Genomic DNA, 23,381 nt, shown 5'->3' on the forward strand with positions numbered 1-23,381 from the left:
CCCCGGGCCGCGCAAGCGCGGTCCTCCGCCCGACCCGACGGAAGCCTGTCATGGTTCTTTTGCGGAATCAGGCCATGGTGCTAGGCTCTCGGCATAACAATCCAAAAACACGTCTCAGGGAGTATCTTCATGGCTTTCACACTGTCCCGCCGCGGCTTTCTTGCCGGCACCGCCGGCCTGGTCGCGCTGCACCCGTTCTCGCTTCGCGCCGCTGCCAATCAGGCGCATCTGCGGATCATGGAAACCACCGACCTGCACGTCCACGTCTTTCCCTATGATTATTACGCCGACAAGCCGATCGACACCGTGGGCCTGGCCCGCACCGCCGCGCTGATCAACAATGTCCGCGCTGAAGCGACCAATGCGCTGCTGATCGACAACGGCGATTTCCTGCAGGGCAACCCGATGGGCGATTACATCGCCTATGAGCGCGGCATGAAGGAAGGCGACATGCATCCGGTGATCGCCGCGATGAATGCGCTGGGCTTTGATGCCTCGACGCTGGGCAACCACGAATTCAACTACGGTCTGTCCTTCCTCGAGAAATCGCTGGCCGGGGCGAACTTCCCGGTGGTCTGCGCCAATATCGCCAAGTCCATGGGCGCCAGCCCGACCGAAGACGAGACCCTGCTGCCGCCCTACGTGATCCTCGACCACAAGGTCACAGACGGAGCGGGCGAGGAACATCCGATCAAGGTCGGCCTGATCGGCTTTGTTCCGCCGCAGGTGATGAACTGGGACCGCCGCCATCTGGAGGGCAACGTCCAGGCGCGCGACATCGTCGAGACCGCCAGGGCCTATGTGCCGCAGATGCGCGAAGCGGGCTGCGATCTGGTGGTGGCGCTCTCGCACTCCGGCATCGGTGCGGCGGATCATGCCGAAGGCATGGAGAACGCCTCGGTGCCCTTGGCCGCGGTCGAGGGCATCGACGCCATCCTCACCGGCCACAGCCACCTTGTCTTCCCGTCCTCGACCTATGCCGATTTCGCCGGTCTCGATGTCGAAAAGGGCACGATCATGGGCAAGCCCGCCGTCATGGGCGGCTTCTGGGGCTCGCACATGGGGCTGATCGATCTGATGATCGAGCGTGACGGCAACGGCTGGCGGGTGCTGTCGCATACCTCCGAGGCGCGGCCGATCTACACCCGGGGCGAGGATCGTTCGATCACGCCTACGGTGGACAGCGTCGACGAAGTGCTGGCGGCCGCCGAGCAGGAGCATCAGGAGACGCTGGCCTATGTCCGCCGCGCCGTCGGCAAGACCGACGCGCCGCTGCACAGCTATTTCGCGCTGGTGGCCGATGATCCCTCGGTGCAGATCGTGTCCAACGCCCAGACCTGGTATATCGAGCAGATGATGCAGGGCACCGAGTACGAGGGCCTGCCGATCCTCTCGGCCGCGGCGCCGTTCAAGGCCGGTGGCCGTGGTGGCCCCGAGTATTACACCGATGTCGCGGTGGGGGATGTGGCGATCAAGAACGTCGCCGACCTCTATCTCTATCCCAACACCGTGCGCGCGGTGAAGGTGACCGGGGCCGAGGTCAAGGACTGGCTCGAGCGGTCGGCCGGGATGTTCAACCAGATCGAGCCCGGGGCCGAGGATGCGGTGCTGCTGAACCCCGAGTTCCCGAGCTACAATTTCGACGTCATGGACGGGGTGACCTATCAGATCGACCTGAGCCAGCCGTCGAAGTTCGGCCCCAAGGGCGAGTTGATCAACCCCGAGGCCAGCCGGATCGTGAACCTGGCCTACAATGGCGAGCCGATCGATCCAGGCCAGGAGTTCATCATCGCGTCCAACAACTATCGCGCCGGTGGCGGCGGGTCTTTCCCGGGCGCCTCGCCCGAGACCACGATTTTCGAGGGGCCCGACACCAACCGCGACGTGATCGTGCGCTACATCGTCGAGAAAGGCACCGTCAGCCCGCGCGCCGACGGCAACTGGTCCTTCGCGCCGATGGAGGGCACCACGGTGATCTTCGAGACCGGTCCGGCGGGGGCGTCCTATGCCGACAGCGTACCGGGTGTGACGATCGAGGAGGCCGGGATGTCGGACACCGGCTTCGCGCGGTTCCGCATTTCGTTGTAGGCTGGAAAAGTACTGCGGGAAAAATGCAGATTGTCGCCAGTTGCCATGGTAGTTTTCGGGAAAGCCTCGAACTACCATGGAGCGACCACGTCTGTCGAAATGCTCAAGAAAACTTGTGGTTCCGAAGCTGTTCTATCTACCTATAAGATTTCGTACCATGTCGGTGGTCGCCTTGGCTTGTGACATCGGAACGAACCGTTGGGGATGATCTGCAGCGTGCACGTCCATTCCGATGTTCGGCAGTGGGCGCAGAAACCAGAGGCCTTTTGTTCCGACTGCATAGGTAATTGTGTCACTCGCGACCGGCATGATGGACTGCGGCAGCAAAAGCAGGACCGACTGGGTGTTCTGAACGTTCTTTAGTTCAGTTTCGACTTCGATCCGACCGACTTCCAATTGGCCAGAAGGGGATTGGAGTTCTAACTGTTCGACCAAGGTGCCGACAACGATAATCTCCGAGGTTTCAATTAACTGTACATCGGTGAGTTCAGCAAACATCGCCTGTGCTCCGTGGGAAAAGACCGCAAGAGCGGTCATCGCAGTAAGTATGGTGCGACGTGTCAAATATGATGACATGATTGTGCCTTCAAAAAGGTGCGAAAAGGGTTCGGCCCGCGATGTTTGCACAAGGCGGGCCGAATCAGAAATCAGATTGTCTTGATCGCTCAGGCTGCGTTGCGCCGACGCCGCCAGCCAAACAGTCCCATCACCGCAAAGGCGGAGCCCATAAGCGGCAACGCTGCGGGAACCGGGATCGGTGTCGTCGTTGGTGCACCGTAGATGAACTGCATCCCCGCAATGTCGTCAGCTTGCGGGCCGCTGAACGCTTCAGTGTAGAACTCATTCATCAGCGAACCCGGAACAGCTGTGTGTGCAAGACCCAATGCATGGCCCAATTCGTGCGTCATGACCTGGAATACGTCGAAGCCAGGACCGACAAAACCGTCTTTCCAAATTTCAGCTGAGTCGAAGTGGATGTCGCCCGCGGCTGACACAGCACCGTTCACTGGTGGAAAGAAACCGTGGGCCAAAGTGCCACCAGGGCCGTCAAATGCATGCGCGCCAATTCGGATGTCACCAGAGCCCAGGGTCGTGTTAAAGGGGGCACCGTCATCGGGAACTTCGGAAAACGTCAGATCGGCCACAGCGGACCAGGCGGCAAAGGCGCTTTCGACAATAGTTTTGAAGAGGCTAAATGTGCCGGGCCCCATCAGGCTGTCGAGATCGGTCGTGGACGTCGCGTCCGTAGGAATGCCCGCGCTCATGAAGCTGTAGGTCACGCTTGCCCCGGTGCCCATTACCGAAGATCCCCATTTCCCGGGTGTTGTCGGTCCCAGCACGAAATCGGATGATGATATAGGTGCCGCATTGGCCGACCCCGTCATCAAGGCCAACGCAACACCAGCGCCGACCAAAGCAAATTTGATCTTGTTGAACACAATAATCCCCCTTTTTGTGAATGAATAATTGAAGTTGCGCGAAATAACAAAAAAACGCATGCGCGATGCTTAACGGAAATGTAACACATGTGTGTATAAGAGCAAGAATTTCGCGACTTTACCGAGGTGGATTGCACCTTTTGCGTGAAGTACGCATCGAAAGATCTCCAATAGATTGAGCGGTGTGATCTGAGACCCTTCAGAGCGAGACGATAGGACCCGAGGCATGTTTCTGTGTCATGGCTGTTTCCGCAGCACCCTTCAGGTCTCGGGCTAAGGGATGCGTGCAGAGACAAACCCACGCCGATGTGCATTCAGGAAGTCAGCGTGGCGCTTCATCAGACTGCGGGGGAAGTTCACGGGGAGCGGTTATGTTGCGTTGATCACGCGAATGACGCGGGCAAAGTCAAAATATGGCGTAAGGCATGAGCTTTGCAGGGGCCGATCGAGGCTCATACGGCCCGCCAAGATAGCCGACCGTCTTAAACCAACCTCGACACATCCTTAGCAGCCCGCACGAAGTCCTTGAACAGAGGATGCGGCTCGAAGGGCTTCGACTTCAGCTCAGGGTGGAACTGCACCCCGATGAACCAGGGATGATCCTGCCATTCGACGATCTCCGGCAGCCGCCCGTCAGGCGACATCCCCGAGAACACCAGCCCGTGCTTCTCCAGCTGGTCGCGGTACTTGATGTCGACCTCGTAGCGGTGACGATGCCGCTCGTCGATCTCCTGGGTGCCATAGACCTGTGCCACCCGCGAGCCTTCCTTCAGCGCTGCGTCATAGGCGCCCAGCCGCATGGTGCCGCCCTTGTCGTCGGTGGCCGAGCGATGCACCTTGGCATTGCCCTGCACCCATTCCTTGAGGTGATAGACCACCGGCTCGAACCGCCGCTTGCCGGCCTCGTGGTCGAATTCTTCCGAGCCCGCGCCGGAGACACCGGCAACATTCCGCGCCGCCTCGATCACCGCCATCTGCATGCCGAGGCAGATGCCGAGATAGGGCACCTTGTGCTCGCGGGCGAACTGCGCCGCCTTGATCTTGCCCTCGGTGCCGCGCTCGCCGAAGCCGCCGGGCACCAGGATGGCGTGAAAGCCCTGCAGGTGGATCGCCGGATCCTCGCGGTCGAAGAGCTCCGCATCCACCCATTCGACCTTGACCCGCACCCGATTGGCAATGCCGCCATGGGTCAGCGCCTCGGCGATGGATTTGTAGGCATCTTCGAGCTGGGTGTACTTGCCGACGATCGCCACGCGCACTTCGCCCTCGGCGTTGTGGATGCGGTCCGAGACGTCTTCCCACTTGCTCAGCTCGGGCTTGGGGGCAGGGGAGATCTGGAAGGCATCCAGAACCGCCTGGTCCAGCCCCTCGCGATGATAGGTCAGCGGTGCGTCATAGATCGTCGAGAGGTCCTGCGCGGCAATCACCGCCTCGGGGCGCACGTTGCAGAACAGCGCCAGCTTCTCGCGCTCCTTGGCCGGGATCGGCCCTTCGGAGCGGCAGACCAGGATGTCGGGCGCGATGCCGATCGACCGCAGTTCCTTGACCGAGTGCTGCGTCGGCTTGGTCTTCAGCTCGCCGGAGGCGGCGATATAGGGCAGCAGCGTCAGGTGCATGAAGATGCACTGGCCGCGCGGCTTGTCCTGGGAAAACTGCCGGATCGCCTCGAAGAAGGGCAGGCCCTCGATGTCGCCGACGGTGCCGCCGATCTCGCAGAGCATGAAATCGACCTCGTCCTCGCCGATCGAGATGAAATCCTTGATCTCGTTGGTGACGTGCGGGATCACCTGGATGGTCTTGCCGAGGTAGTCGCCGCGGCGTTCCTTCTCCAGCACGTTGGAATAGATCCGGCCCGAGGATACCGAATCCGTCTTGCGCGCCGCCACACCGGTAAAGCGCTCGTAGTGCCCGAGGTCGAGATCGGTCTCGGCGCCATCGTCGGTGACAAAGACTTCGCCGTGCTCGAAGGGGCTCATGGTGCCGGGATCGACGTTCAGATAGGGGTCCAGCTTGCGCAGCCGCACCGAGAACCCGCGGGCCTGCAACAGGGCACCAAGCGCGGCCGAGGCCAGCCCCTTGCCAAGCGAAGACACAACACCGCCGGTGATGAAGATAAAGCGCGCCATGCTGAAGGAAACTCCCGTAGTCGAACGTCGATTGAACCGCGCGGCCAGGGGCCAAATTCTCGCGGTACCACGGGAGTCCATCGTTACAGGATTCGCGTGGATTTGACAAGCCGACCGCAAGATACTGTTGCGGTCAGCCGAGGCATCTCAATGGATTGTGGAGTGCCGGGCAGGCCCGGCCGGGCCTCAGTCGGCCCGGGGCACCAGCGGCGCGGTGTCGTCCTGCGACGGCGGCAGAAGTTCGTCACCGGGCAGGGCCGGGGTCGCGGCATCGCCGTCGGTCTCGGCTGCGGGCACCAGCCGGTCGATGACCGAGCTGCCGGCGGAGTTCTGGGCCGCGATGATGGTCAGGGTGATCGAGGTAACGATGAAGGCCGCGGCAAGGATCCAGGTGACCTTGCCCAGGGCAGTGGCCGCCGACCGGCCGGCCACGGCACCGCCGCCGCCACCCATGCCAAGGCCGCCGCCTTCCGAGCGTTGCATGAGCACAACGCCAATCAGCGCCAGCGCCAACAGCAGGTGGATGATCAGGACGACGTTTTCCATGGGGCCTCGCGGGGTATCGTGTTGCCGGGCTATGTAGGCGGAAAGATCCCCACGCGCAACCCGCAACCCGGCAAGAGCGCGCCGGCCTTCGCACGACGGCGCCAGACCCCGACGTCTCTCACCAACATATCACTGGATTTCGGCCAATCCGACCACCAAACCCCACGGCAGACACCTCAAGGCACCCCGCCCCCCTCTTCCTTTTGCCGAAAATACCCTCGGGGGAGTCCGGCCCTGCCGGACGGGGGCAGCGCCCCCGATCTCCCGCCACCAGCCAGACGCACCAGCGATCCCTCAGGCGTCGACGTCGTCCACATCCGCCTGGCCAGACAGCTTGCGCCGCACGATCGACCAGCTCAGCCCGATCCCCAGCACCGCCGAGAGCGCCAGGATCCCCAGCCAGGTGTTGAGCGCCTGGTTGTCCAGTGTCAGCACGCCGACATCGTAAAGCACCCAGAGCAAAGCCGCGACGATGGTGGCGATCAGCAGCATGCCGAAGGCCCCGATCGAGCGCAGGGTGGCGCGCAGGTAGATGATCCAGCCCACCAGCAGCAACAGCCCCAGCAGGATCACCAGCGGCAGCTGGCTGTCCCAGTTGCGCAGGGCCCAGCCGAGATAGTTCATCTCGGTGGGATTGAAGGTGGCGGCGACCAGCACCAGGGCGAAGGCCCAGCGAACGAGAAAACCCATGACGGCCTCTTTGAGAAAAACCCGGACCACATCTAGCCGATTGGCGGGACTTGTCCAGCGGCCGGGGCAGGGGCGCAGCGCACCAAGCCGGGCTGCGGATGCATTTCGCGGTTTCGCCCCCGCGCGGCAGCCGCTATATCGGCGCGGGTTTGGCACCGTAACGAAGGGATGTGACATGGCCAATGTTGTCGTGGTCGGCGCACAATGGGGCGACGAAGGTAAGGGCAAGATCGTTGACTGGCTCAGCGAACGCGCCGATGTGATCGCGCGCTTTCAGGGTGGCCACAACGCGGGCCACACCCTTGTCATCGACGGCAAGGTCTACAAGCTGCATGCGCTGCCCTCGGGCGTGGTGCGCGGCGGCAAGCTCTCGGTGATCGGCAACGGTGTCGTGCTCGATCCGTGGCACCTCTTGCAGGAGATCGAGACGATCCGTGCCCAGGGCGTCGAGATCACCCCCGAGACGCTGATGATCGCCGAGAACACGCCGCTGATCCTGCCGTATCACGGCGAGTTGGACCGGGCGCGGGAAGAGGCGGCCTCGAAGGGCACCAAGATCGGCACCACCGGTCGCGGCATCGGGCCCTGCTATGAGGACAAGGTCGGCCGCCGCGCCATCCGCGTCGCCGATCTGGCGGATCCCGCCACGCTGGAAGCTCGCGTCGACCGGGCGCTGCAGCACCATGACCCGCTGCGCAAGGGTCTGGGCATCGAGGCAATCGACCGCGACGGTCTGATCGCCCTGCTGAAAGAGGTCGCGCCGAAGATCCTCGAATATGCCGCCCCGGTGTGGAAGGTGATGAACGAGAAGCGCAAGGCCGGCAAACGCATCCTCTTCGAAGGCGCCCAGGGCGCGCTTCTGGACATCGATTTCGGCACCTATCCCTTTGTCACCTCGTCGAACGTGATCGCCGGGCAGGCGGCCACCGGCGTCGGCATCGGCCCTGGTTCGATCGATTACGTGCTGGGCATCGTCAAGGCCTACACCACCCGCGTTGGCGAAGGCCCGTTCCCGACCGAGCTCGACGACGCCGACGGACAGCGTCTGGGCGAGCGTGGCCACGAGTTCGGCACCACCACCGGCCGCAAGCGCCGTTGTGGCTGGTTCGACGCCGCGCTGGTGCGCCAGACCTGTGCCACCTCGGGCGTGACCGGTATCTCGCTCACCAAGCTCGACGTGCTCGACGGCTTCGAGACGCTGAAGATCTGCACCGGCTACGATCTCGACGGCGAAGTGCTGGATTATCTGCCCACCGCCGCCGACCAGCAGGCGCGCTGCACGCCGATCTACGAGGAGATGCCCGGCTGGTCCGAAAGTACCGAGGGCGCGCGCAGCTGGGCGGACCTTCCGGCCAACGCCATCAAATACGTGCGCCGGGTCGAAGAGCTGATCCAATGCCCGGTGGCGCTGCTCTCGACCTCGCCGGAACGGGACGACACCATCCTCGTCACCGATCCCTTCGCGGACTGAGATCGTCATGGCGGTTGGCAAAGGTCTCAGCTACAAGGCCCGGCGGCGCTGGACGCTGGTGATCCTGCTCATCGGCCTGCCGCTCTATATCGTGGCGGCGGTCAGCATCGTGAACCTGCTCGACCGCCCCTCGATCCTGGTCGAGCTGCTGGTCTACGTCGGTCTCGGCTTCCTCTGGGCGCTGCCCTTCCGCTACGTCTTCCGCGGCGTGGGGCAGGCCGACCCTGACGCCGAGGGTGACGACAGCAATGGTCCCGGCGCCTGAGCCGGGACAAACGCGCGCAATTACTTGGCCGAAAGGCGCATTTTCCCGCCGGGCATCATTGCCCCGGCGGGAAGCATCGGCCAAGCTTGCAATCATGACGCGCAAGACATCCCCCGAGTCTCAGGACAATCCTTTCCTCGGCATTCTCCTGATGCTGGGCTTCTGCGTGCTGGCGCCGCTCGGTGATGCCATCGTCAAGCTGCTGGGCGAGACGGTGCCGCTGCTGGAGATTCTCACCATCCGCTTCGTGATCCAGGCGGTGGTGCTGGCCGGTCTTGTTGTCGCCACCGGCCGCTCCTGGCACATGTCGCGGCGGGTCTTCCGACTGGCCTGGCTGCGCGCCTTCCTGCACATGGCGGGCATTGCCGCGGTCTTTGCCTCGCTGCGCTATCTGCCGCTGGCCGAGGCCATGGCGATTGCCTATGTCATGCCCTTCCTGATGCTGTTGCTCGGTCACTACGTCCTGGGCGAAGAGATCGGCGCCCGCCGCGCCTGGGCCTGTGCCGTGGGCTTTGTCGGCACGCTTATGGTGGTGCAGCCGACCTTTGCCGATGTCGGCTGGCCGGCGCTGCTGCCGCTTCTGGTGGCGGTGATCTTTGCGCTCTTCATGCTGGTCACCCGTCAGATCGCGCGCGAAACCGATCCGATCTCGATGCAGGCAATCAACGGCGCCATGGCCACCGCGGTGCTGATCCCCTTGTCGCTGCTGGTGCATGGCGGCGGCGCCGGCCTGACCTACGTTACGCTCGACCAGACCGAGGTGCTGCTGCTCGCCGCCGTGGGCATCACCGGCACCGCGGCGCACCTCTTGATGACCTGGAGCCTGCGCTACGCGCCCTCGGCCACCGTCGCGCCGATGCAATACCTCGAGATCCCTGTGGCGGTGTTCTTCGGCTGGCTGATCTTTGCCGATCTGCCCAACGAGCTGGCGTTCCTCGGCATCTGCGTGACCATGGCGGCGGGGCTCTACATCATCCTCCGCGAACGGTCGATGGCGCGGGCCCCTGTGCTTGAACAGCCCTGACCGCCGCAGCCAGACAGTCGCGCGGCAGGATCACCAGCATGCCGGGCCCGTCCATCGCCAGATCGACCCGGGGCTCCGAGGACTCGTTCGAGGTGCCGACCCGGCCCCCCGGCGCAAAGTCCAGCCCGCCGATCGGCCAGCGCAGCCCGGTGCTCTGCCCGGTGACCAGCTGCATCGGAAAGAGCGAGACCCGTGTGCCCACCGCCAGTTCCAGCGTCAGCCGGGGCGGCGCATGAAACACCACGTCCTCGCGCCCGATCAGGATGCAGGGCCGGTCCGGCCGCGCCGCCAGCCGGTTGAACACCGAAAGCTGGTGATCCACCCGCGCGCCCAGAAACCCCAGGCCCAGGATCAGCGGCGCCTTGATATTGCGCAGGCATTTGTCGAAATCGGTGCTGTCCTGCTCGGCGATGTGATGCAGGATGCCGGGGCGCAGCGCCGCCCGCGTCGCCTCTGGCAGCGAGTCGAAATCGCCGATCACCGCCTCCGGCACCACCCCATGGCGCAGCAGAACCGTCGCGCCGCCATCCGCCGCCACCGCGCGCCGTGCCCAGGTTTGCGCCAGTACCAAGTCGGCGTGGCGAAATTCGCCGCCGCCAGCCAGCAGGATCGGCTCTGATGCGGAAATCAGGGGGTCATTCATGGCTTTTTAGCCGTATTCCGGGAGAAAGGTCACAATCTAGTCACGAAATGATACGCTCACTTGCACAGATTCGGGCCGCTTTGGCCGGGACCATCATGATAAACATGACCTTGCAGGTATTTGGAAGGCGAGCATCCGATGGTACAGACAAATAAAATCCTGACCGTCTCTTACGGCACATTCTCGTGCACGTTGGAAGGGTTCGACGAATCCTTCGAGACCATGAAGGCAATTGCGGAATACTTCCGCGACCTCGCGGCGGATGACCGGTATTTCGGAGCCGAGCCGCCAACGCCCGACGCCGAAATGCTGGCGCGGATCGCGGAAAAGGAAATCTCCCGCCGCGTGGAGGCCCGCTTCGAGGATGACGGCATCGTGCTGCGCCCCTCGCTGGCCGCCGTGGCCGAGGCCGAGACGGCGCCCGAGCCCGTGCAGCAAGAGCCGGTCCAGCAAGCGGAGCCGGAAGCGCCCGAGCCCGAGGCCGAGCCCCAGGCTGAGGTCGCAGCGCAGGTCGAAGAGACCCCCGAAGCACAGCCCGAACCGGCCCCCGCCGTCTCGGACACGGTGAGCGATGCCGATCTCGACGAAGAGCTCGAGACCATGGCCGCCGCGCTGGACCTCTACGACGCAGAGGAAGCCGCGGCCGAAGAGGCCGAAGCCCCCGCTGAGGAGGCCGCCGAAGAGGAAGCCCCCGCAGCAGAGATCGCGGCCCCGGCCAAGGTGGAGGTCGACGATTCCGCTGTCGAGGCCGCCAAGCCCGACCGCATGCCCGAATCGATCGCCGACAAGCTGGCCCGCATCCGTGCGGTCGTCTCCTCGGCCGCCTCGAAGCCCAAGGCCGAAGCGCCGGTGGTGGAAGAGGCCGAGATCGAGGAAGAGACAGCCGAGGCCCCCGAGGTCGAAGCCGTCGAAACCCCTGACATCGCCGCCGGAAGCGACAGCGACCCGGTGATCGGCAACATCATGTCGACGCTCACCTCCGGCGACGCCGAAGACACTCTGATCGAGACCCCGGCGATGGAAGAGGCGCCGGTCGAGATCAGCCTCGACGGCATCGAAGACCTGGCGCCGCAGAAGCCTGAAATGCTCGAAGAGGCCGTGGAAGCGACCGAAGAGACCCCGGTGGTGGAAGAAGAGGCCGCCGAAGAGGAGCAGGTTGAAGCTGCCGAAGCGTCCGAGGAAGAAGCCGAAGCTGCCGAAGTGCAAGCCGAGGCCGACGACGCGCCCGAAGCACAAGCCGAGGCGCCCGGCGAGACCGCCCCGGTCGCGCCGCGCCGTGTGGCTCCGCGCCGCCCGGTGCGCGTGATCAAGGTCAAGCGCCGCGCCGTCGACACCCCGCCCAGCACCCTGTCGCAGGACGACGAGGCCGAGCTGATGCGCGAACTGGCCGAGGTGGAAGCCGAGCTGGAGACGCCGAAAGTCGAAGCAGCCGAGCCCGCAGAACCCGAAGAGACCCCGATCTCCGAGGAAACCGCGCTCGAGATTTCCGACGTGGTCGAGGACACCCAGCGCGCGGTGCGCGCCATGGCCCGCCGCGACCGTCGCGACAGCTTTGCCGAGGAAGAGGGTGATGTCTCGCGGCTGCTGGCCGCCACCGATGAGCAGCTGCAGGAGCCCGAAGGCCGCTCGCGCCGCAACGCCATCGCGCATCTTCGCGCCGCCGTTGCCGCCACCCGCGCCGACCGCTCCAAGGGGATGGGTAGCGACGAGGGTCACGACCCCCGCGGTGCCTATCGCGATGACTTGGCCGCTGCGGTCCGCCCGCGCCGTGCCACCGCGGCCGAGCCCGAGACCGAGCTCAAGCGTGTCGCCCCGCTCAAACTGGTGGCCGAACAGCGCGTCGATCTGCCGACCCGGGAAGAGCCCGCCGCCGCTGCCGTCGCACAGACGGTCCGCCCGCGCCGCGTCTCGATGCCGGTCGAACAGGAGGCGGATGACAGCGCCGGCGGGTTTGCGGACTTCGCCGAAGAGGTGGGCGCCCATCGTCTGCCCGAACTGCTCGAAGCCGCCGCCGCCTACATGTCCTTTGTCGAGGGCCGCGACGAGTTCTCGCGCCCGCAGCTGATGACCAAGGTGCGCCAGGTCGAAGCCAGCGACACCAGCCGCGAGGACCGTCTGCGCAGCTTCGGCCAGCTGCTGCGCGACGGCAAGATCGAGAAGGTGCAGGGCGGCCGCTTCGCTGTTTCCGACAGCATCGGCTACCGTCCCAAGGATCGCGCCGTCGGATAAGGCTTGCAGATACCAGACAAAAGGCCGGAGCATCTGCTCCGGCCTTTTTTGTTGGATAATGGCGCTAGATCAGCAGTTTGGCACGTTGACTGCAAGTCCGCCCAAGGAGGTTTCCTTGTACTTTTCATGCATGTCGGCGCCGGTCTGTCGCATCGTCTCGATCACCGCGTCGAGCGGCACGAAGTGATGACCGTCGCCGCGCAGCGCCAGGCTGGCGGCCGAGACCGCCTTGATCGCGCCGAGGCCGTTACGTTCGATGCAGGGCACCTGGACCAGTCCCTTGACCGGGTCACAGGTCATGCCGAGGTGATGCTCCAACGCGATTTCTGCCGCATTCTCAATCTGTTCCGGCGTGCCCTTCATCACCGCGCACAGCCCGGCAGCGGCCATGGCGGCGGCCGAGCCGACCTCGGCTTGGCAGCCGGCCTCGGCACCGGAGATCGAGGCGTTGTATTTCACCAGCCCGCCAATCGCCGAGGCGGTCAGCAGGAAGTCCGGCACCCCGGCGCGATAGGCACCCGGCACATGGTCCAGCCAGTAGCGGATCACTGCCGGCACGACGCCGGCCGCGCCATTCGTCGGCGCGGTAACCACCTGGTTTCCGGCGGCATTCTCCTCGTTCACCGCCATGGCATAGGCGCTCATCCAGTCGTTGATCGTATGCGGCGCCGAGAGGTTTCGGCCGCGCTCGGCCAGCAGCGCCTCATGGATGTTCTGCGCCCGCCGCCGCACGTTCAGACCGCCGGGAAGAATGCCGCCGCTGGTCAGCCCGCGGTCGATGCAGTCGTTCATCACCTGCCAGATCCGGTCGATGCCCTTTTCCAGCCGGTCGTGCCCCCCGCGCGAGATCTCGTTGGCGCGTTTCATCTCGGCGATGGTCTTGCCTGAAATCTTCGCCATTTCAAGCATTTCCGCGGCGGACTTGAAGGGGAAGGGCACTGGCGGGCCATCGTCCTTGTCGCGGCCCTCGGCCAGCTCGGCCTCGGTCACCACGAAACCGCCGCCGATGGAGTAATAGGTCTCCGACAGGATCACGTCGCCCTGGGCATCCTTGGCGCGCAGCACCATGCCATTGGCATGTCCCGGCAGGTTGGGGCCGAAGTCAAAGACCAGATCGGCCTTCGGATCAAAGGCCAGCGTGCCAAGCCCCTCGGGTAAAATGGTTTTCTCGGCCTGAATGCGCGCCAACTCGGCATCGGCGCGCTCGGCCTCATAGCTTTCCGGGGTGAAGCCCGCGAGCCCGAGGATGGTGGCGCGGTCGGTGGCATGGCCGACGCCGGTAAATGCCAGAGAGCCGTGAAGTGTGGCGCTCAACCCCTTGAATTCGAACGGAGAGGCGCGCATCGCGTCGAGAAAGCGGGCGGCGGCCACCATCGGCCCCATGGTATGCGAGGACGACGGGCCGATGCCCACCTTGAACATCTCGAAGACCGACAGAAACATCGTGGCACTCTCCTCAGGCCGATTTGGCTGGCTCTTGCGGCGAGTGGTACAGGCCCTGCTGCAAATTCCAAGGCCGGAAAACGACGTCTTTGCCGGCGTTCCGGTCGCGCTGACTTGCCCGAAGGGCGCAAACCTCACGCAAAACTGCACGAATCCGGGGAAATGCCTGCCGAAACGGTCTCGCAACCCCACCGGCGATTTCCTATAACTCCGCGAAGCTTGAGGGAGTCGCTGATCATGTCCGGAGAATTGTCGCCGATCGACAAGGCCAAGTTCGTCGCCGCCAAACGCGCGTCAGATATCGTCGAGGACGGCATGCGGGTGGGGCTGGGAACCGGCTCGACCGCCGCCTGGCTGGTGCGGTGCCTGGGAGAGCGGGTGCGCGAGGAGGGGCTGCGCTTTCGCGGCGTGCCGACCTCGACCCGCACCGCCGAGCTGGCCCGCGAGGTCGGCATCACCGTCATCAGCCTCGACGAGGCGCGCTGGCTGGATGTCACCATCGACGGCGCCGATGAATTCGATGGGGATTTCAACCTGATCAAGGGCGGCGGCGGCGCGCTGTTGCAGGAAAAGATCGTCGCGACCGCCAGCGACCAGATGGTGGTGATCGCCGATGCCGCCAAGCGGGTCGAACATCTGGGCGCCTTCCCTCTGCCGGTCGAGGTGATCCCCTTTGGCTGGCCCACGACACAGGCGCTGATCGAGGAAATGCTGGTCTCGATGGACGTGATGGGGCGCAATTCGACCCTGCGAATGACCGGCGATGCGCCCTATGTCACCGACGAGGGCAACCACATCCTCGACCTGCATCTCGGCCGGATCGGCGACCCGCGGCAATTGTCGCTGGTGCTCAACCAGATCCCCGGGGTCGTTGAAAACGGGCTGTTCGTGGATATCTGCGATACCGTGATCGTCGGTTTTGGCGACGGTCGCATCGAGCTGCGCGACATCAACACCGGCGAAACCGAGAACGAGCGGCTCGATTTTGTCGAAAACGAGAACATGTTCGCCGACCTCGGCGATTGGAAACGCGATTAAGGGACCCTTCATGGATTTTGACTACGACCTGTTTGTCATCGGTGGCGGCTCCGGTGGCGTTCGCGCCGCGCGGGTTGCGGCTGGCGAAACCGGCGCCAAGGTGGGACTGGCCGAAGAAGACCGCTACGGCGGAACCTGCGTGCAGCGTGGCTGCGTCCCGAAAAAGCTGATGGTCTTTGCCTCGGGCTACGGCGTCGCCGCCAAGGAAGCCCAGGACTATGGCTGGACGATGATGGCGGGCGGCTTCGACTGGCCCAAGTTCCGCGGCACCATGGAGTCCGAGCTTGACCGGCTGGAAGGGGTCTATCGCAAGATCCTGTCGAACAACGGTGTCGAGACCTTTGATGCCCGCGCCAAGATCGTCGATCCGCATACCGTCGAGCTTTCGACCGGCGAGCAGAAGACCGCCAAGCACATCCTCGTGGCCACCGGCGGCTGGCCGGTGCGTCCGGATATCCCGGGTGCCGAGCTGGCGATCACCTCGAACGAGATTTTCCACCTCGAGACCCTGCCCAAGAGCATGCTGATCGTCGGCGGCGGCTATATCGCCTGCGAATTTGCCTGCATCATGAATGGCTTGGGCGTGAAGACCACGCAGTTCTATCGCGGCGCGCAGATCCTGCGCGGCTTTGACGAAGAAGCGCGCGGGCTGGTCTCGGAAGAGATGATCCAGAACGGCGTCGACCTGCACCTCGGCACCAATGTGCTCGAGATGAAGAAGGTCGAGGGCGGCATCTGGGTCAAGGCCACCAACGGCCAGGAATACACCGTCGATCAGGTGATGTTCGCCACCGGCCGGGCGCCGAATTCCAGGGATCTCGGTCTGGAAGAGATCGGCGTCAAGCTTGGCCGTCACGGCGAGATCGAGGTCGATGAATACAGCCAGACGGCGGTGCCTTCGGTCTATGCCATCGGCGACGTGACCAACCGGGCCAACCTGACCCCGGTGGCGATCCGAGAGGGCATGGCCTTTGTCGAGACGGTGTTCAAGGGCAACCCGACGCCGGTCGATCACGAGCTGATCCCCAGCGCGATCTTCACCCAGCCCGAGATGGGCACCGTCGGCCTGTCGGAAGAGGTTGCGCGCGAGCGCGAGCCGATCGAGGTCTATTGCACCTCGTTCCGGCCGATGCAGACTGCCTTTATCGGCAAGAGCGATCGGGTGATGATGAAGCTGGTGGTCAGCCAGAAAACCCGCAAGGTACTGGGCTGCCACATCGTGGCGCCGCAGGCCGGCGAGATGATCCAGCTGGCGGGCATCGCGGTCAAGATGGGCGCGACGAAAGAGGATTTCGATCGGACCGTGGCGGTACACCCGACCATGTCCGAAGAGATGGTGACCATGCGTACACCGGTGCGCACGGGTTGAAAACAGAGCGCCGCTCCCCGACTTAAGGGAGTGGACGAGGTATGAAGCGAACCTGAAGGGAAGAGCGGACATGGCAGGCAATTCTGGCGGACCCTGGGGCGGTGGCTCCGGCGGCTCGGGTGGCGACGGGCGCGGTTCTGGCGGCAACAAGGGCGGCGGACGTCGCCCCGGTGAGGGCGAGACCCCGCAGATCCCCGAGATCGACGAGTTGATGAAAAAGGGCCAGGAGCAGCTGCGCGTGCTCATGGGCGGGCGCGGTGGCACCATCCGGCCCAACGGCGGCGGCACCGGCGGGGGCAGGGGCAATGGCCCGATGTTCACCCGGGGCACCATCGGTCTCGGCATTCTCGGCGCGGTGATCCTCTGGGGGATGGCGAGCTTCTATACCGTCAAGCCCGAGGAACAATCGGTCGAGCTGTTTCTGGGCGATTATTCCAGCACCGGCGGCCCCGGTCTGAACTTTGCGCCCTGGCCGTTTGTCACCGCCGAGGTCATCCCGGTGACCCGCGAACAGACCGAGGATATCGGCGTTGGCGGCCGCGGTGGCGAAGCCGGCCTGATGCTGACCGGCGACGAGAACATCGTCGACATTGATTTCCAGGTGGTCTGGAACATCAACGACCCGGCGCAATTCCTGTTCAACCTGCGCGAACCGCAACAGACCATTCGCGCGGTGTCTGAATCGGCGATGCGCGAGATCATCGCGCAATCCGACCTCGCGCCGATCCTCAACCGGGACCGGGGCGTCATTGCCTCGCGCCTGCAGGAACTGATCCAGTCGACGCTCGACAGCTACGACAGTGGCGTCAACATCGTCCGGGTGAACTTTGACAAGGCCGACCCGCCGGCCTCGGTGATCGCGGCCTTCCGCGACGTCCAGGCCGCCGAGCAGGAGCGTGCCAGCTTGCAGAACGTCGCCGACGCCTATGCCAACCGGGTGCTCGCCGAGGCCCGCGGTGAAGCCGCGCAGCTTCTGGAAGAGGCCGAAGGCTATCGCGCCAAGGTGGTCAACGAGGCGGAAGGTGAAGCCAGCCGCTTCTCGGCCGTGTTGTCGGAATACCAGAAGGCACCGGAAGTGACCCGTCGCCGTCTCTACCTCGAGACCATGGAAGAGGTTCTGGGCCGCGTCGACAAGATCATCCTCGATGAAAACAACGGCAACGGTCAGGGCGTCGTGCCTTACCTGCCGCTCAACGAGCTGCGTCGCAACACCACCAACGGAGGGTCCAACTGATGCGGAAAACCACCTATCTGCTGCCCGTCGTCGTTATCGCCGTCGTGGTGGCGCTGTCGTCGGTCTTCATCGTCGACGAACGTGAAAAGGCGCTGGTGCTGCAATTCGGCCGCGTCGTCGCGGTCAAGGAAGAGCCGGGCCTCAGCTTCAAGCTGCCGCTCATTCAGGACGTTGTGCGCTATGACGACCGCATCCTGTCGCGCGATGTCGACCCTCTCGAGGTGACGCCGCTTGATGATCGTCGTCTCGTGGTCGACGCCTTTGCGCGCTATCGCATCGCCGATGTGAACAAGTTCCGCGAAGCCACCGGTGCCGGTGGCGACATCGCCATCGAGGTGGCCGGGCGCCGGCTCGATTCGATCCTGCGGTCGCAGACCCGGGAAATCCTCGGTTCGGTGTCCTCCAACGACATCCTGTCGTCTGATCGGGCGGCGCTGATGCTGCGGATTCGCAATGGTGCCTTGAAGGACGCCAGCGCGCTGGGGCTCGAGTTGATCGACGTGCGGCTCAAGCGCACCGACCTGCCGGCGGAAAACCTCGACGCCACGTTTGAACGGATGCGCGCCGAGCGGGAGAGGGAAGCGACCGACGAACGCGCCCGCGGTAACGAGGCCGCGCAACGGGTGCGCGCCCAGGCGGATCGGACCGTGGTCGAACTGACCTCGGACGCCGCCCGCCAGGCCGAGATCATCCGAGGCGAGGCCGATGCGCGCCGGACCGGCATCTTTGCCGCGGCCTTTGGCGAAGACCCTGAATTCTTTGAGTTCTACCGGTCGCTCGCCGCCTACCAGCGCGCGCTGCAAAGCGGCAACTCGACCATGGTCCTGTCGCCCGACAGCGATTTCTTCAACTACCTGAAATCGGACACCGGCGCCCAGGCCGACACCGCGCTTGCCGCGGCCAGTGCCGCCCGTGACGCAGAGGCAGAGGCCGAGGCACAAGCGCCCGAAGCCGAGGCGCCTGCAGCCCCGGAAGCGCCCGAAGCCCAGGTGGAAGAGCCGGCCGAGGAACCCGCAGAAGAGCCTGTGGACGAGACCGCGACTCAATGATCGAGACCGCGTTCCTGGCCCTCGGGCTGGTATTGATCGTGGAGGGGCTGGCCTATGCGCTGGCCCCTTCGCTTGTGGAGCATCTGCTTGAGACCCTGCGCACGCTGCCGGAGGCGCAGCGTCGCAACGTCGGTCTGATGGCGCTGGGCCTTGGCGTCGTGCTGGTCTGGATCGGCAAGACGCTGGGCGCGTGAACCGCCCGCACTCCCACGCGCTTCTGCCGAGGATGTGATCTTTTCGCCGGCGGCGGATATGCTAGGCTCTTCACGATCAAGTCACAGCGCGTTGATGGCGCGAGAGTTCCTTTGCCTGTGGCTTTTGAGTACCTAGATTGGAAAGAGTTATTCGGGCAAAGGGCCGCCGCCCCGCGGTCAAACAGGAGGAGTTTTTGACTTGAGACCCCAGTTCAACGCAATTTCCACGACGGCAGAGGCCGGGATGCATCCGCTGCGCCTGCGCATGGCGTGGATGATCGGCCTGACGGTGATGTTCGTGCTGACCCAGGCGCTGGCCGTGGCCGCGCGCACGCCCGACAGCTTTGCCGACCTGGCCGAGCGGATCAGCCCCGCCGTGGTCAACATCACCACCTCGACCACCGTGGCCGGCCGCACCGGCCCGCAGGGCATCGTGCCCGAAGGCTCGCCCTTCGAGGATTTCTTCCGCGAATTCCAGGACCGTGGCGGTCAGGGTGACCGGCCGCGCCGGTCCTCGGCGCTGGGTTCGGGCTTTGTGATTTCCGAAGACGGTTTCGTGGTCACCAACAACCACGTCATCGAAGGCGCCGACGAGATTCTGATCGAGTTCTTCGGCGGCCAGGAGCTGCCGGCAGAGGTGATCGGCACCGATCCCAAGACCGACATCGCGCTGCTCAAGGTCGAGGCCGAGACGGCGCTGCCCTTCGTCAGCTTCGGTGACAGCGACACCGCCCGCGTCGGCGACTGGGTCATCGCAATGGGCAACCCGCTGGGGCAGGGGTTCTCGGTCTCGGCCGGGATCGTCTCGGCCCGTAACCGGGCGCTGTCGGGCACCTATGACGACTACATCCAGACCGACGCCGCGATCAACCGTGGCAACTCTGGCGGTCCGCTGTTCAACCTGGATGGACAGGTGATCGGCGTGAACACCGCGATCCTGTCGCCCAACGGCGGCTCGATCGGCATCGGGTTCTCGATGGCATCGAACGTGGTGACCAAGGTTGTCGACCAGCTCAAGGAATTCGGCGAAACCCGCCGCGGCTGGCTGGGCGTGCGCATTCAGGACGTGACCGACGACGTGGCCGAGGCGATGGGGCTTGCCTCGACCTCGGGCGCGCTGGTCACCGATGTGCCCGAAGGCCCGGCCCGCGACGCCGGCATGGAAGCTGGTGACGTCATCGTCAAGTTCGACGGCCGCGACGTGACCGACACCCGCTCGCTGGTGCGCCAGGTCGGCAATACCACCGTCGGCAAGGCCGTGCTTGTGGTGGTCAACCGCGATGGCAAGACCCAGACGCTCAAGGTGACGCTCGGCCGTCGCGAAGAGGCTGAAGGCGCCGCCGTGCCGGCCTCGCAGCCGATGGATGACACCACCGATGCGCCTGCCGAGGTGATGATCCTCGGGCTGACGATCTCGCCGCTCGACGACACGCTGCGCGAACAGCTCGAGCTGCCGGCCAGCGCCGAGGGCTTGGTGGTCACCGATGTGGACGAGGTGTCCGAAGCCTATGAGAAGGGCCTGCGCGCCGGTGACGTGATCACCGAGGCCGGCCAGCAGAAGGTGACCGACATCGCCGCGCTGGAAGAGCAGATCGACGCCGCCCGCGAAGCCGGCCGCAAGTCGCTGCTGTTGCTGGTGCGCCGCGCCGGTGACCCGCGCTTCGTGGCGCTGGGCCTCGACGAATAGGCCTTCGGCACTTCTCGATTTGGGAAAGGGCGTCCTGCGGGGCGCCCTTTTTCGTATCCGACAGGGGCCGACCGCAGGGCATCGCGCAAAGAAAGCAGGGCATCACGCAAAGAAAAAGGGCGCCCGAAGGCGCCCCGTTCCGAACTCCGGTGAACCCGTGGTTCAGGCGAGCTGAAGGTTCGACGCCGACTCACGACCGTCACGGCCGGATTCGATGTCGAAGGTCACTTTCTGGTCGTCGTTCAGCGAGGTCAGGCCTGCGCGCTCGACGGCGGAAATGTGGACAAAGACGTCCTTGCCGCCCGATTCGGGTGCAATGAAGCCGAAGCCTTTGGTAGAGTTGAACCATTTCACGGTGCCATTGGCCATCGTGTGTCTCCTAGTGTTTTCAACCTGTTCGCGGAAGTGCAACAGCGTGGCGCGGTCGGCCGGTATCGAGTTCGCTGAGGTCCGTGAAGGGAAAGCAGAGGATCGACTGAGGTAACGTAGCCCGGCCCTTGTGACAGGCTGCGGTGGGTCTGTCTATCTTTATTCTCGTGACGCGGCGGAACACTGCCGGCGGTCAGTTCCGCTCGACGGCCGCCAGCCCCAGATCGCGGGCGGTGGCGATGGTCAGTAGCGCGGTCTCGACACCTTGGGCGCGCTGATAGAGCCGCAGCGCCGCCTCGGTCTCGGGGTTGATCGCGCCAGAGATCGGCCCGTCGTAGCGCCCGCGCGCCTGCAGCGCGCGCTGCAACGAGGCGATGAACTCGGGCGTGATCTCCTCGGCGCAGAGCGTCTCGAAGACATATTCCTTGCGCGGGGTGACGATCTCCTGGCGGATTTCGGTGGAATAGATCGCCGGCGCCAGCAGCGAGCCGTCGGTGTTGAGGATGGCGGGCTGTTCCAGCACCTGGGCGGTGCGGGTCTCGATCACCGCCGGGGTCACGTCGCGCGCCCAGCAGCTGCCGGGGCGGGCGCCGGCGGGGGCGGGCACCCGGGCCTGTTCCAGCGCGGTGAATGCGAAACGGGTCGGGGTCTCCGGCACCGGGGCGCAGGCCGTGAGCGCAAGACAGAGCCCCACGCCAAGCGGCGCGGCGCAGGCCCTGAGGAATGCGGTGCGGTGGATCATCTGCGTCTGCCTCTGGCTCTCTGACGGAGCGTTTCGGCGGCGAGACTAGCGTCTTTGATCCGGGCCGGGAAGGGGGGCGGAAACTTCGTCGGCATCTGTGACATCGAGAAGACTGTCGAGCATGGCCGAGATATCCTCGACCTCCTCGGCGATCACATGGGTGACGCCGGCCTCGCGCTGCAGCCGCCCGGTGACGCGCAGCATCCGCCCGGCGATGACCGCACGGCGAAACCGCTCGTAGAGCTTGCGCCAGACGATGACATTGACCACCCCGGTCTCGTCCTCGAGCGTGATGAAGATCACCCCCTTGGCAGTGCCCGGCCGCTGCCGCAGGATCACCAGCCCAGCCACGGTGACGCGCGCGCCCTGCGGCGGCTCGTCCAGCCGCGACGCCTGCAAGGCCGAAGGCGGGCGCGGCCAGCTGTCACGGGCCTGGGAGAGAGAGGAGGAGCGAAGGATTTGCATGAGAACGAATATAGAACATTTTCTTCTCACCGCAAGTTGCAAGAGCCGGGGTCGCAAAAGGGGATGAAACACCATAAGAGGCTTTGCTAACACCAAGTCGAGATTCCAAAGAGGTTCAGGAATGGCAAAGATCACCTATGTCGAGCACAACGGCACCAAGCACGAGGTCGAGGTGGCCAACGGGCTGACCGTGATGGAAGGCGCGCGCGACAACAACATCCCCGGCATCGAGGCCGATTGCGGCGGCGCCTGCGCCTGTTCGACCTGCCACGTCTATGTCGACACGGCCTGGCTCGACAAGCTGCCCGAGAAGGATGCGATGGAAGAGGACATGCTGGATTTCGCCTATGAGCCCGATCCCGAGCGGTCGCGGCTGACCTGCCAGATCAAGGTCTCCGACGCGCTCGACGGCCTGGTCGTCCAGATGCCCGAAAAGCAGATCTGATGAAAGCGCCGCGCCCGCCGCTGCGCCTGTGCCGGGCCTCCGCCCGCGGCGTCTGGCTGGCGGCGGGCCTGTGTCTCGCCGGGGCTGCCGCGGCGCAGGACCGGGCGGCGGGATGTGACGATTTGCAGGCCAGCTACGGCGCCCCGACCGACCGCTATCCCCATGGCGTGCTGGGCGACGACCTGGAATGGGGCGCGCTCAGCGTCACCTGCGGCCCGCGGCAGCTGACCGCGCAGCTGCCCGAGACGCTGGTCTTCGAAGACGTCGCCCCGCGGCTGGCGCAACTCGACGGGCAGGGGCCTGCCGAGATCATCGTGGTCGAAAGCCACCGCGACAAGGGCGCCCGGCTCGCGGTCTGGGCGCTCACCGACGACACCCTGCAACGCATCGCCAGCACGCCCTTCATCGGCACACGGTTTCGCTGGCTGGCCCCGCTGGGCGCTGCCGATCTCGACGGTGATGGCCGCATGGAGATCGCCTATGTCGACCGGCCACATCTGGCCAAGGTCCTCCGCGTCTGGCGCTTCACCGAGGACGAGACCCTCACCGAAGTAGCCTCGCTGCAAGGCGTGACCAACCACCGCATCGGCGAGCGCGACATCGCCGGCGGCCTGCGCGACTGTGGCCAGGGCCCCGAGATCATTCTCGCCGACGCCACCTGGCGCCAGGTGGTCTCCGTCCGCCTCTCGGGCCAGACCCTCACCGCCACCCCCCTCGGCCCCCACCAAGACCGCACCAGCTTCACCAGGGCGCTGGCCTGCCACCCCCTGCCATAAAAAAATCGGGCCCCGAAAAGAGCCCGATCCCGCATCTTCCTCTTGCCGA

The 23,381-nt window shown here is 64.9% G+C and carries 23 protein-coding genes; 13 read left to right on the forward strand and 10 right to left on the reverse strand.

Annotated features, from left to right (window positions below; all coding sequences use genetic code 11):
* The first annotated feature begins 129 nt into the window (after positions 1-129).
* Entirely contained in the window at positions 130-2,088 is a 1,959-nt protein-coding gene (locus ACN0SE_RS10660) for a bifunctional 2',3'-cyclic-nucleotide 2'-phosphodiesterase/3'-nucleotidase (RefSeq protein WP_417524497.1), read from the forward strand.
* 132 nt (positions 2,089-2,220) lie between these two features.
* Here the strand turns inward: ACN0SE_RS10660 and ACN0SE_RS10665 are convergent, their stop codons facing one another.
* From ACN0SE_RS10665 to ACN0SE_RS10685, 5 genes are all read right to left on the reverse strand, one after another.
* Positions 2,221-2,625: a hypothetical protein gene (locus ACN0SE_RS10665; protein ID WP_417524498.1), complete on the reverse strand. Its 405-nt coding sequence runs from the start codon at positions 2,623-2,625 to the stop codon at positions 2,221-2,223.
* 128 nt (positions 2,626-2,753) lie between these two features.
* The gene (locus ACN0SE_RS10670; protein WP_417524499.1) at positions 2,754-3,587 is read right to left on the reverse strand and encodes a matrixin family metalloprotease; all 834 of its coding nucleotides are present in this window, start codon (positions 3,585-3,587) and stop codon (positions 2,754-2,756) included.
* Positions 3,588-4,009: 422 nt separating this feature from the next.
* Positions 4,010-5,653: a CTP synthase gene (locus tag ACN0SE_RS10675; protein WP_417524500.1), complete on the reverse strand. Its 1,644-nt coding sequence runs from the start codon at positions 5,651-5,653 to the stop codon at positions 4,010-4,012.
* A 186-nt stretch (positions 5,654-5,839) separates the two neighbouring features.
* Complete coding sequence (gene secG / locus ACN0SE_RS10680; RefSeq protein WP_417524501.1) at positions 5,840-6,199, reverse strand: preprotein translocase subunit SecG; 360 nt, start codon at positions 6,197-6,199, stop codon at positions 5,840-5,842.
* Positions 6,200-6,493: 294 nt separating this feature from the next.
* Complete coding sequence (locus ACN0SE_RS10685; RefSeq protein WP_417524502.1) at positions 6,494-6,889, reverse strand: DUF6524 family protein; 396 nt, start codon at positions 6,887-6,889, stop codon at positions 6,494-6,496.
* Positions 6,890-7,064: 175 nt separating this feature from the next.
* On the opposite strand from ACN0SE_RS10685, the gene ACN0SE_RS10690 reads away from it, so the two are divergent.
* The 3 genes from ACN0SE_RS10690 (at position 7,065) to ACN0SE_RS10700 (ending at position 9,649) form a co-directional block, all read left to right on the forward strand.
* Positions 7,065-8,360 carry an adenylosuccinate synthase gene (locus ACN0SE_RS10690; RefSeq protein ID WP_417524503.1) on the forward strand — a complete coding sequence of 432 codons (1,296 nt, stop codon included), beginning with the start codon at positions 7,065-7,067 and terminating at the stop codon, positions 8,358-8,360.
* Positions 8,361-8,367: 7 nt separating this feature from the next.
* Entirely contained in the window at positions 8,368-8,625 is a 258-nt protein-coding gene (locus ACN0SE_RS10695; protein ID WP_417524504.1) for a DUF2842 domain-containing protein, read from the forward strand.
* Between the two features lie 94 nt (positions 8,626-8,719).
* On the forward strand, positions 8,720-9,649 hold the full coding sequence (locus ACN0SE_RS10700) for a DMT family transporter (protein WP_417524505.1): 930 nt from the start codon (positions 8,720-8,722) through the stop codon (positions 9,647-9,649).
* Here the strand turns inward: ACN0SE_RS10700 and ACN0SE_RS10705 are convergent.
* Positions 9,597-10,292 (reverse strand): thiamine diphosphokinase, encoded by a 696-nt coding sequence (locus ACN0SE_RS10705; protein WP_417524506.1) that lies wholly within the window; start codon positions 10,290-10,292, stop codon positions 9,597-9,599. The genes ACN0SE_RS10700 and ACN0SE_RS10705 overlap by 53 nt on opposite strands.
* 138 nt (positions 10,293-10,430) lie before the next feature.
* On the opposite strand from ACN0SE_RS10705, the gene ACN0SE_RS10710 reads away from it, so the two are divergent.
* The gene (locus ACN0SE_RS10710; protein WP_417524507.1) at positions 10,431-12,521 is read left to right on the forward strand and encodes a hypothetical protein; all 2,091 of its coding nucleotides are present in this window, start codon (positions 10,431-10,433) and stop codon (positions 12,519-12,521) included.
* Positions 12,522-12,590: 69 nt separating this feature from the next.
* Here the strand turns inward: ACN0SE_RS10710 and ACN0SE_RS10715 are convergent, their stop codons facing one another.
* On the reverse strand, positions 12,591-13,964 hold the full coding sequence (locus ACN0SE_RS10715; RefSeq protein ID WP_417524508.1) for an L-serine ammonia-lyase: 1,374 nt from the start codon (positions 13,962-13,964) through the stop codon (positions 12,591-12,593).
* Between the two features lie 237 nt (positions 13,965-14,201).
* Here ACN0SE_RS10715 and rpiA point away from each other — a divergent pair, with 237 nt between their 5' ends.
* The 6 genes from rpiA to ACN0SE_RS10745 all read left to right on the forward strand — a co-directional run bounded on the left by rpiA (position 14,202) and on the right by ACN0SE_RS10745 (position 20,535).
* Positions 14,202-15,002, forward strand: a complete 801-nt coding sequence (rpiA, locus tag ACN0SE_RS10720; protein WP_417524509.1) for a ribose-5-phosphate isomerase RpiA — start codon at positions 14,202-14,204, stop codon at positions 15,000-15,002.
* 10 nt (positions 15,003-15,012) lie between these two features.
* Complete coding sequence (gor, locus tag ACN0SE_RS10725; protein WP_417524510.1) at positions 15,013-16,371, forward strand: glutathione-disulfide reductase; 1,359 nt, start codon at positions 15,013-15,015, stop codon at positions 16,369-16,371.
* A 70-nt stretch (positions 16,372-16,441) separates the two neighbouring features.
* On the forward strand, positions 16,442-17,605 hold the full coding sequence (gene hflK / locus ACN0SE_RS10730; protein WP_417524511.1) for an FtsH protease activity modulator HflK: 1,164 nt from the start codon (positions 16,442-16,444) through the stop codon (positions 17,603-17,605).
* Positions 17,605-18,654 carry a protease modulator HflC gene (gene hflC, locus ACN0SE_RS10735; protein WP_417524512.1) on the forward strand — a complete coding sequence of 350 codons (1,050 nt, stop codon included), beginning with the start codon at positions 17,605-17,607 and terminating at the stop codon, positions 18,652-18,654. Before hflK ends, hflC begins: the two co-directional genes overlap by 1 nt.
* Positions 18,651-18,848, forward strand: a complete 198-nt coding sequence (locus ACN0SE_RS10740; RefSeq protein ID WP_417524513.1) for a DUF2065 domain-containing protein — start codon at positions 18,651-18,653, stop codon at positions 18,846-18,848. The genes hflC and ACN0SE_RS10740 overlap by 4 nt, the downstream gene beginning before the upstream one ends.
* A gap of 244 nt (positions 18,849-19,092) precedes the next feature.
* Positions 19,093-20,535 carry a DegQ family serine endoprotease gene (locus ACN0SE_RS10745; RefSeq protein WP_417524557.1) on the forward strand — a complete coding sequence of 481 codons (1,443 nt, stop codon included), beginning with the start codon at positions 19,093-19,095 and terminating at the stop codon, positions 20,533-20,535.
* A gap of 162 nt (positions 20,536-20,697) precedes the next feature.
* Here the strand turns inward: ACN0SE_RS10745 and ACN0SE_RS10750 are convergent, their stop codons facing one another.
* The 3 genes from ACN0SE_RS10750 to ACN0SE_RS10760 all read right to left on the reverse strand — a co-directional run bounded on the left by ACN0SE_RS10750 (position 20,698) and on the right by ACN0SE_RS10760 (position 22,111).
* A complete protein-coding gene (locus ACN0SE_RS10750; RefSeq protein ID WP_417524514.1) occupies positions 20,698-20,904 on the reverse strand; it encodes a cold-shock protein in 207 nt (68 codons plus the stop codon).
* Between the two features lie 193 nt (positions 20,905-21,097).
* Positions 21,098-21,646: a peptidoglycan-binding domain-containing protein gene (locus ACN0SE_RS10755; protein WP_417524515.1), complete on the reverse strand. Its 549-nt coding sequence runs from the start codon at positions 21,644-21,646 to the stop codon at positions 21,098-21,100.
* 45 nt (positions 21,647-21,691) lie between these two features.
* On the reverse strand, positions 21,692-22,111 hold the full coding sequence (locus ACN0SE_RS10760) for an OB-fold nucleic acid binding domain-containing protein (protein ID WP_417524516.1): 420 nt from the start codon (positions 22,109-22,111) through the stop codon (positions 21,692-21,694).
* Positions 22,112-22,232: 121 nt separating this feature from the next.
* On the opposite strand from ACN0SE_RS10760, the gene ACN0SE_RS10765 reads away from it, so the two are divergent.
* Both ACN0SE_RS10765 and ACN0SE_RS10770 read left to right on the forward strand, forming a co-directional pair.
* Positions 22,233-22,556 carry a 2Fe-2S iron-sulfur cluster-binding protein gene (locus ACN0SE_RS10765; RefSeq protein ID WP_417524517.1) on the forward strand — a complete coding sequence of 108 codons (324 nt, stop codon included), beginning with the start codon at positions 22,233-22,235 and terminating at the stop codon, positions 22,554-22,556.
* Positions 22,556-23,332 (forward strand): VCBS repeat-containing protein, encoded by a 777-nt coding sequence (locus ACN0SE_RS10770; protein ID WP_417524518.1) that lies wholly within the window; start codon positions 22,556-22,558, stop codon positions 23,330-23,332. Before ACN0SE_RS10765 ends, ACN0SE_RS10770 begins: the two co-directional genes overlap by 1 nt.
* Positions 23,333-23,381 lie beyond the last annotated feature (49 nt).

This window comes from Marinovum sp., assembly GCF_048263515.1.
Classification (GTDB): Bacteria; Pseudomonadota; Alphaproteobacteria; order Rhodobacterales; family Rhodobacteraceae; genus Marinovum.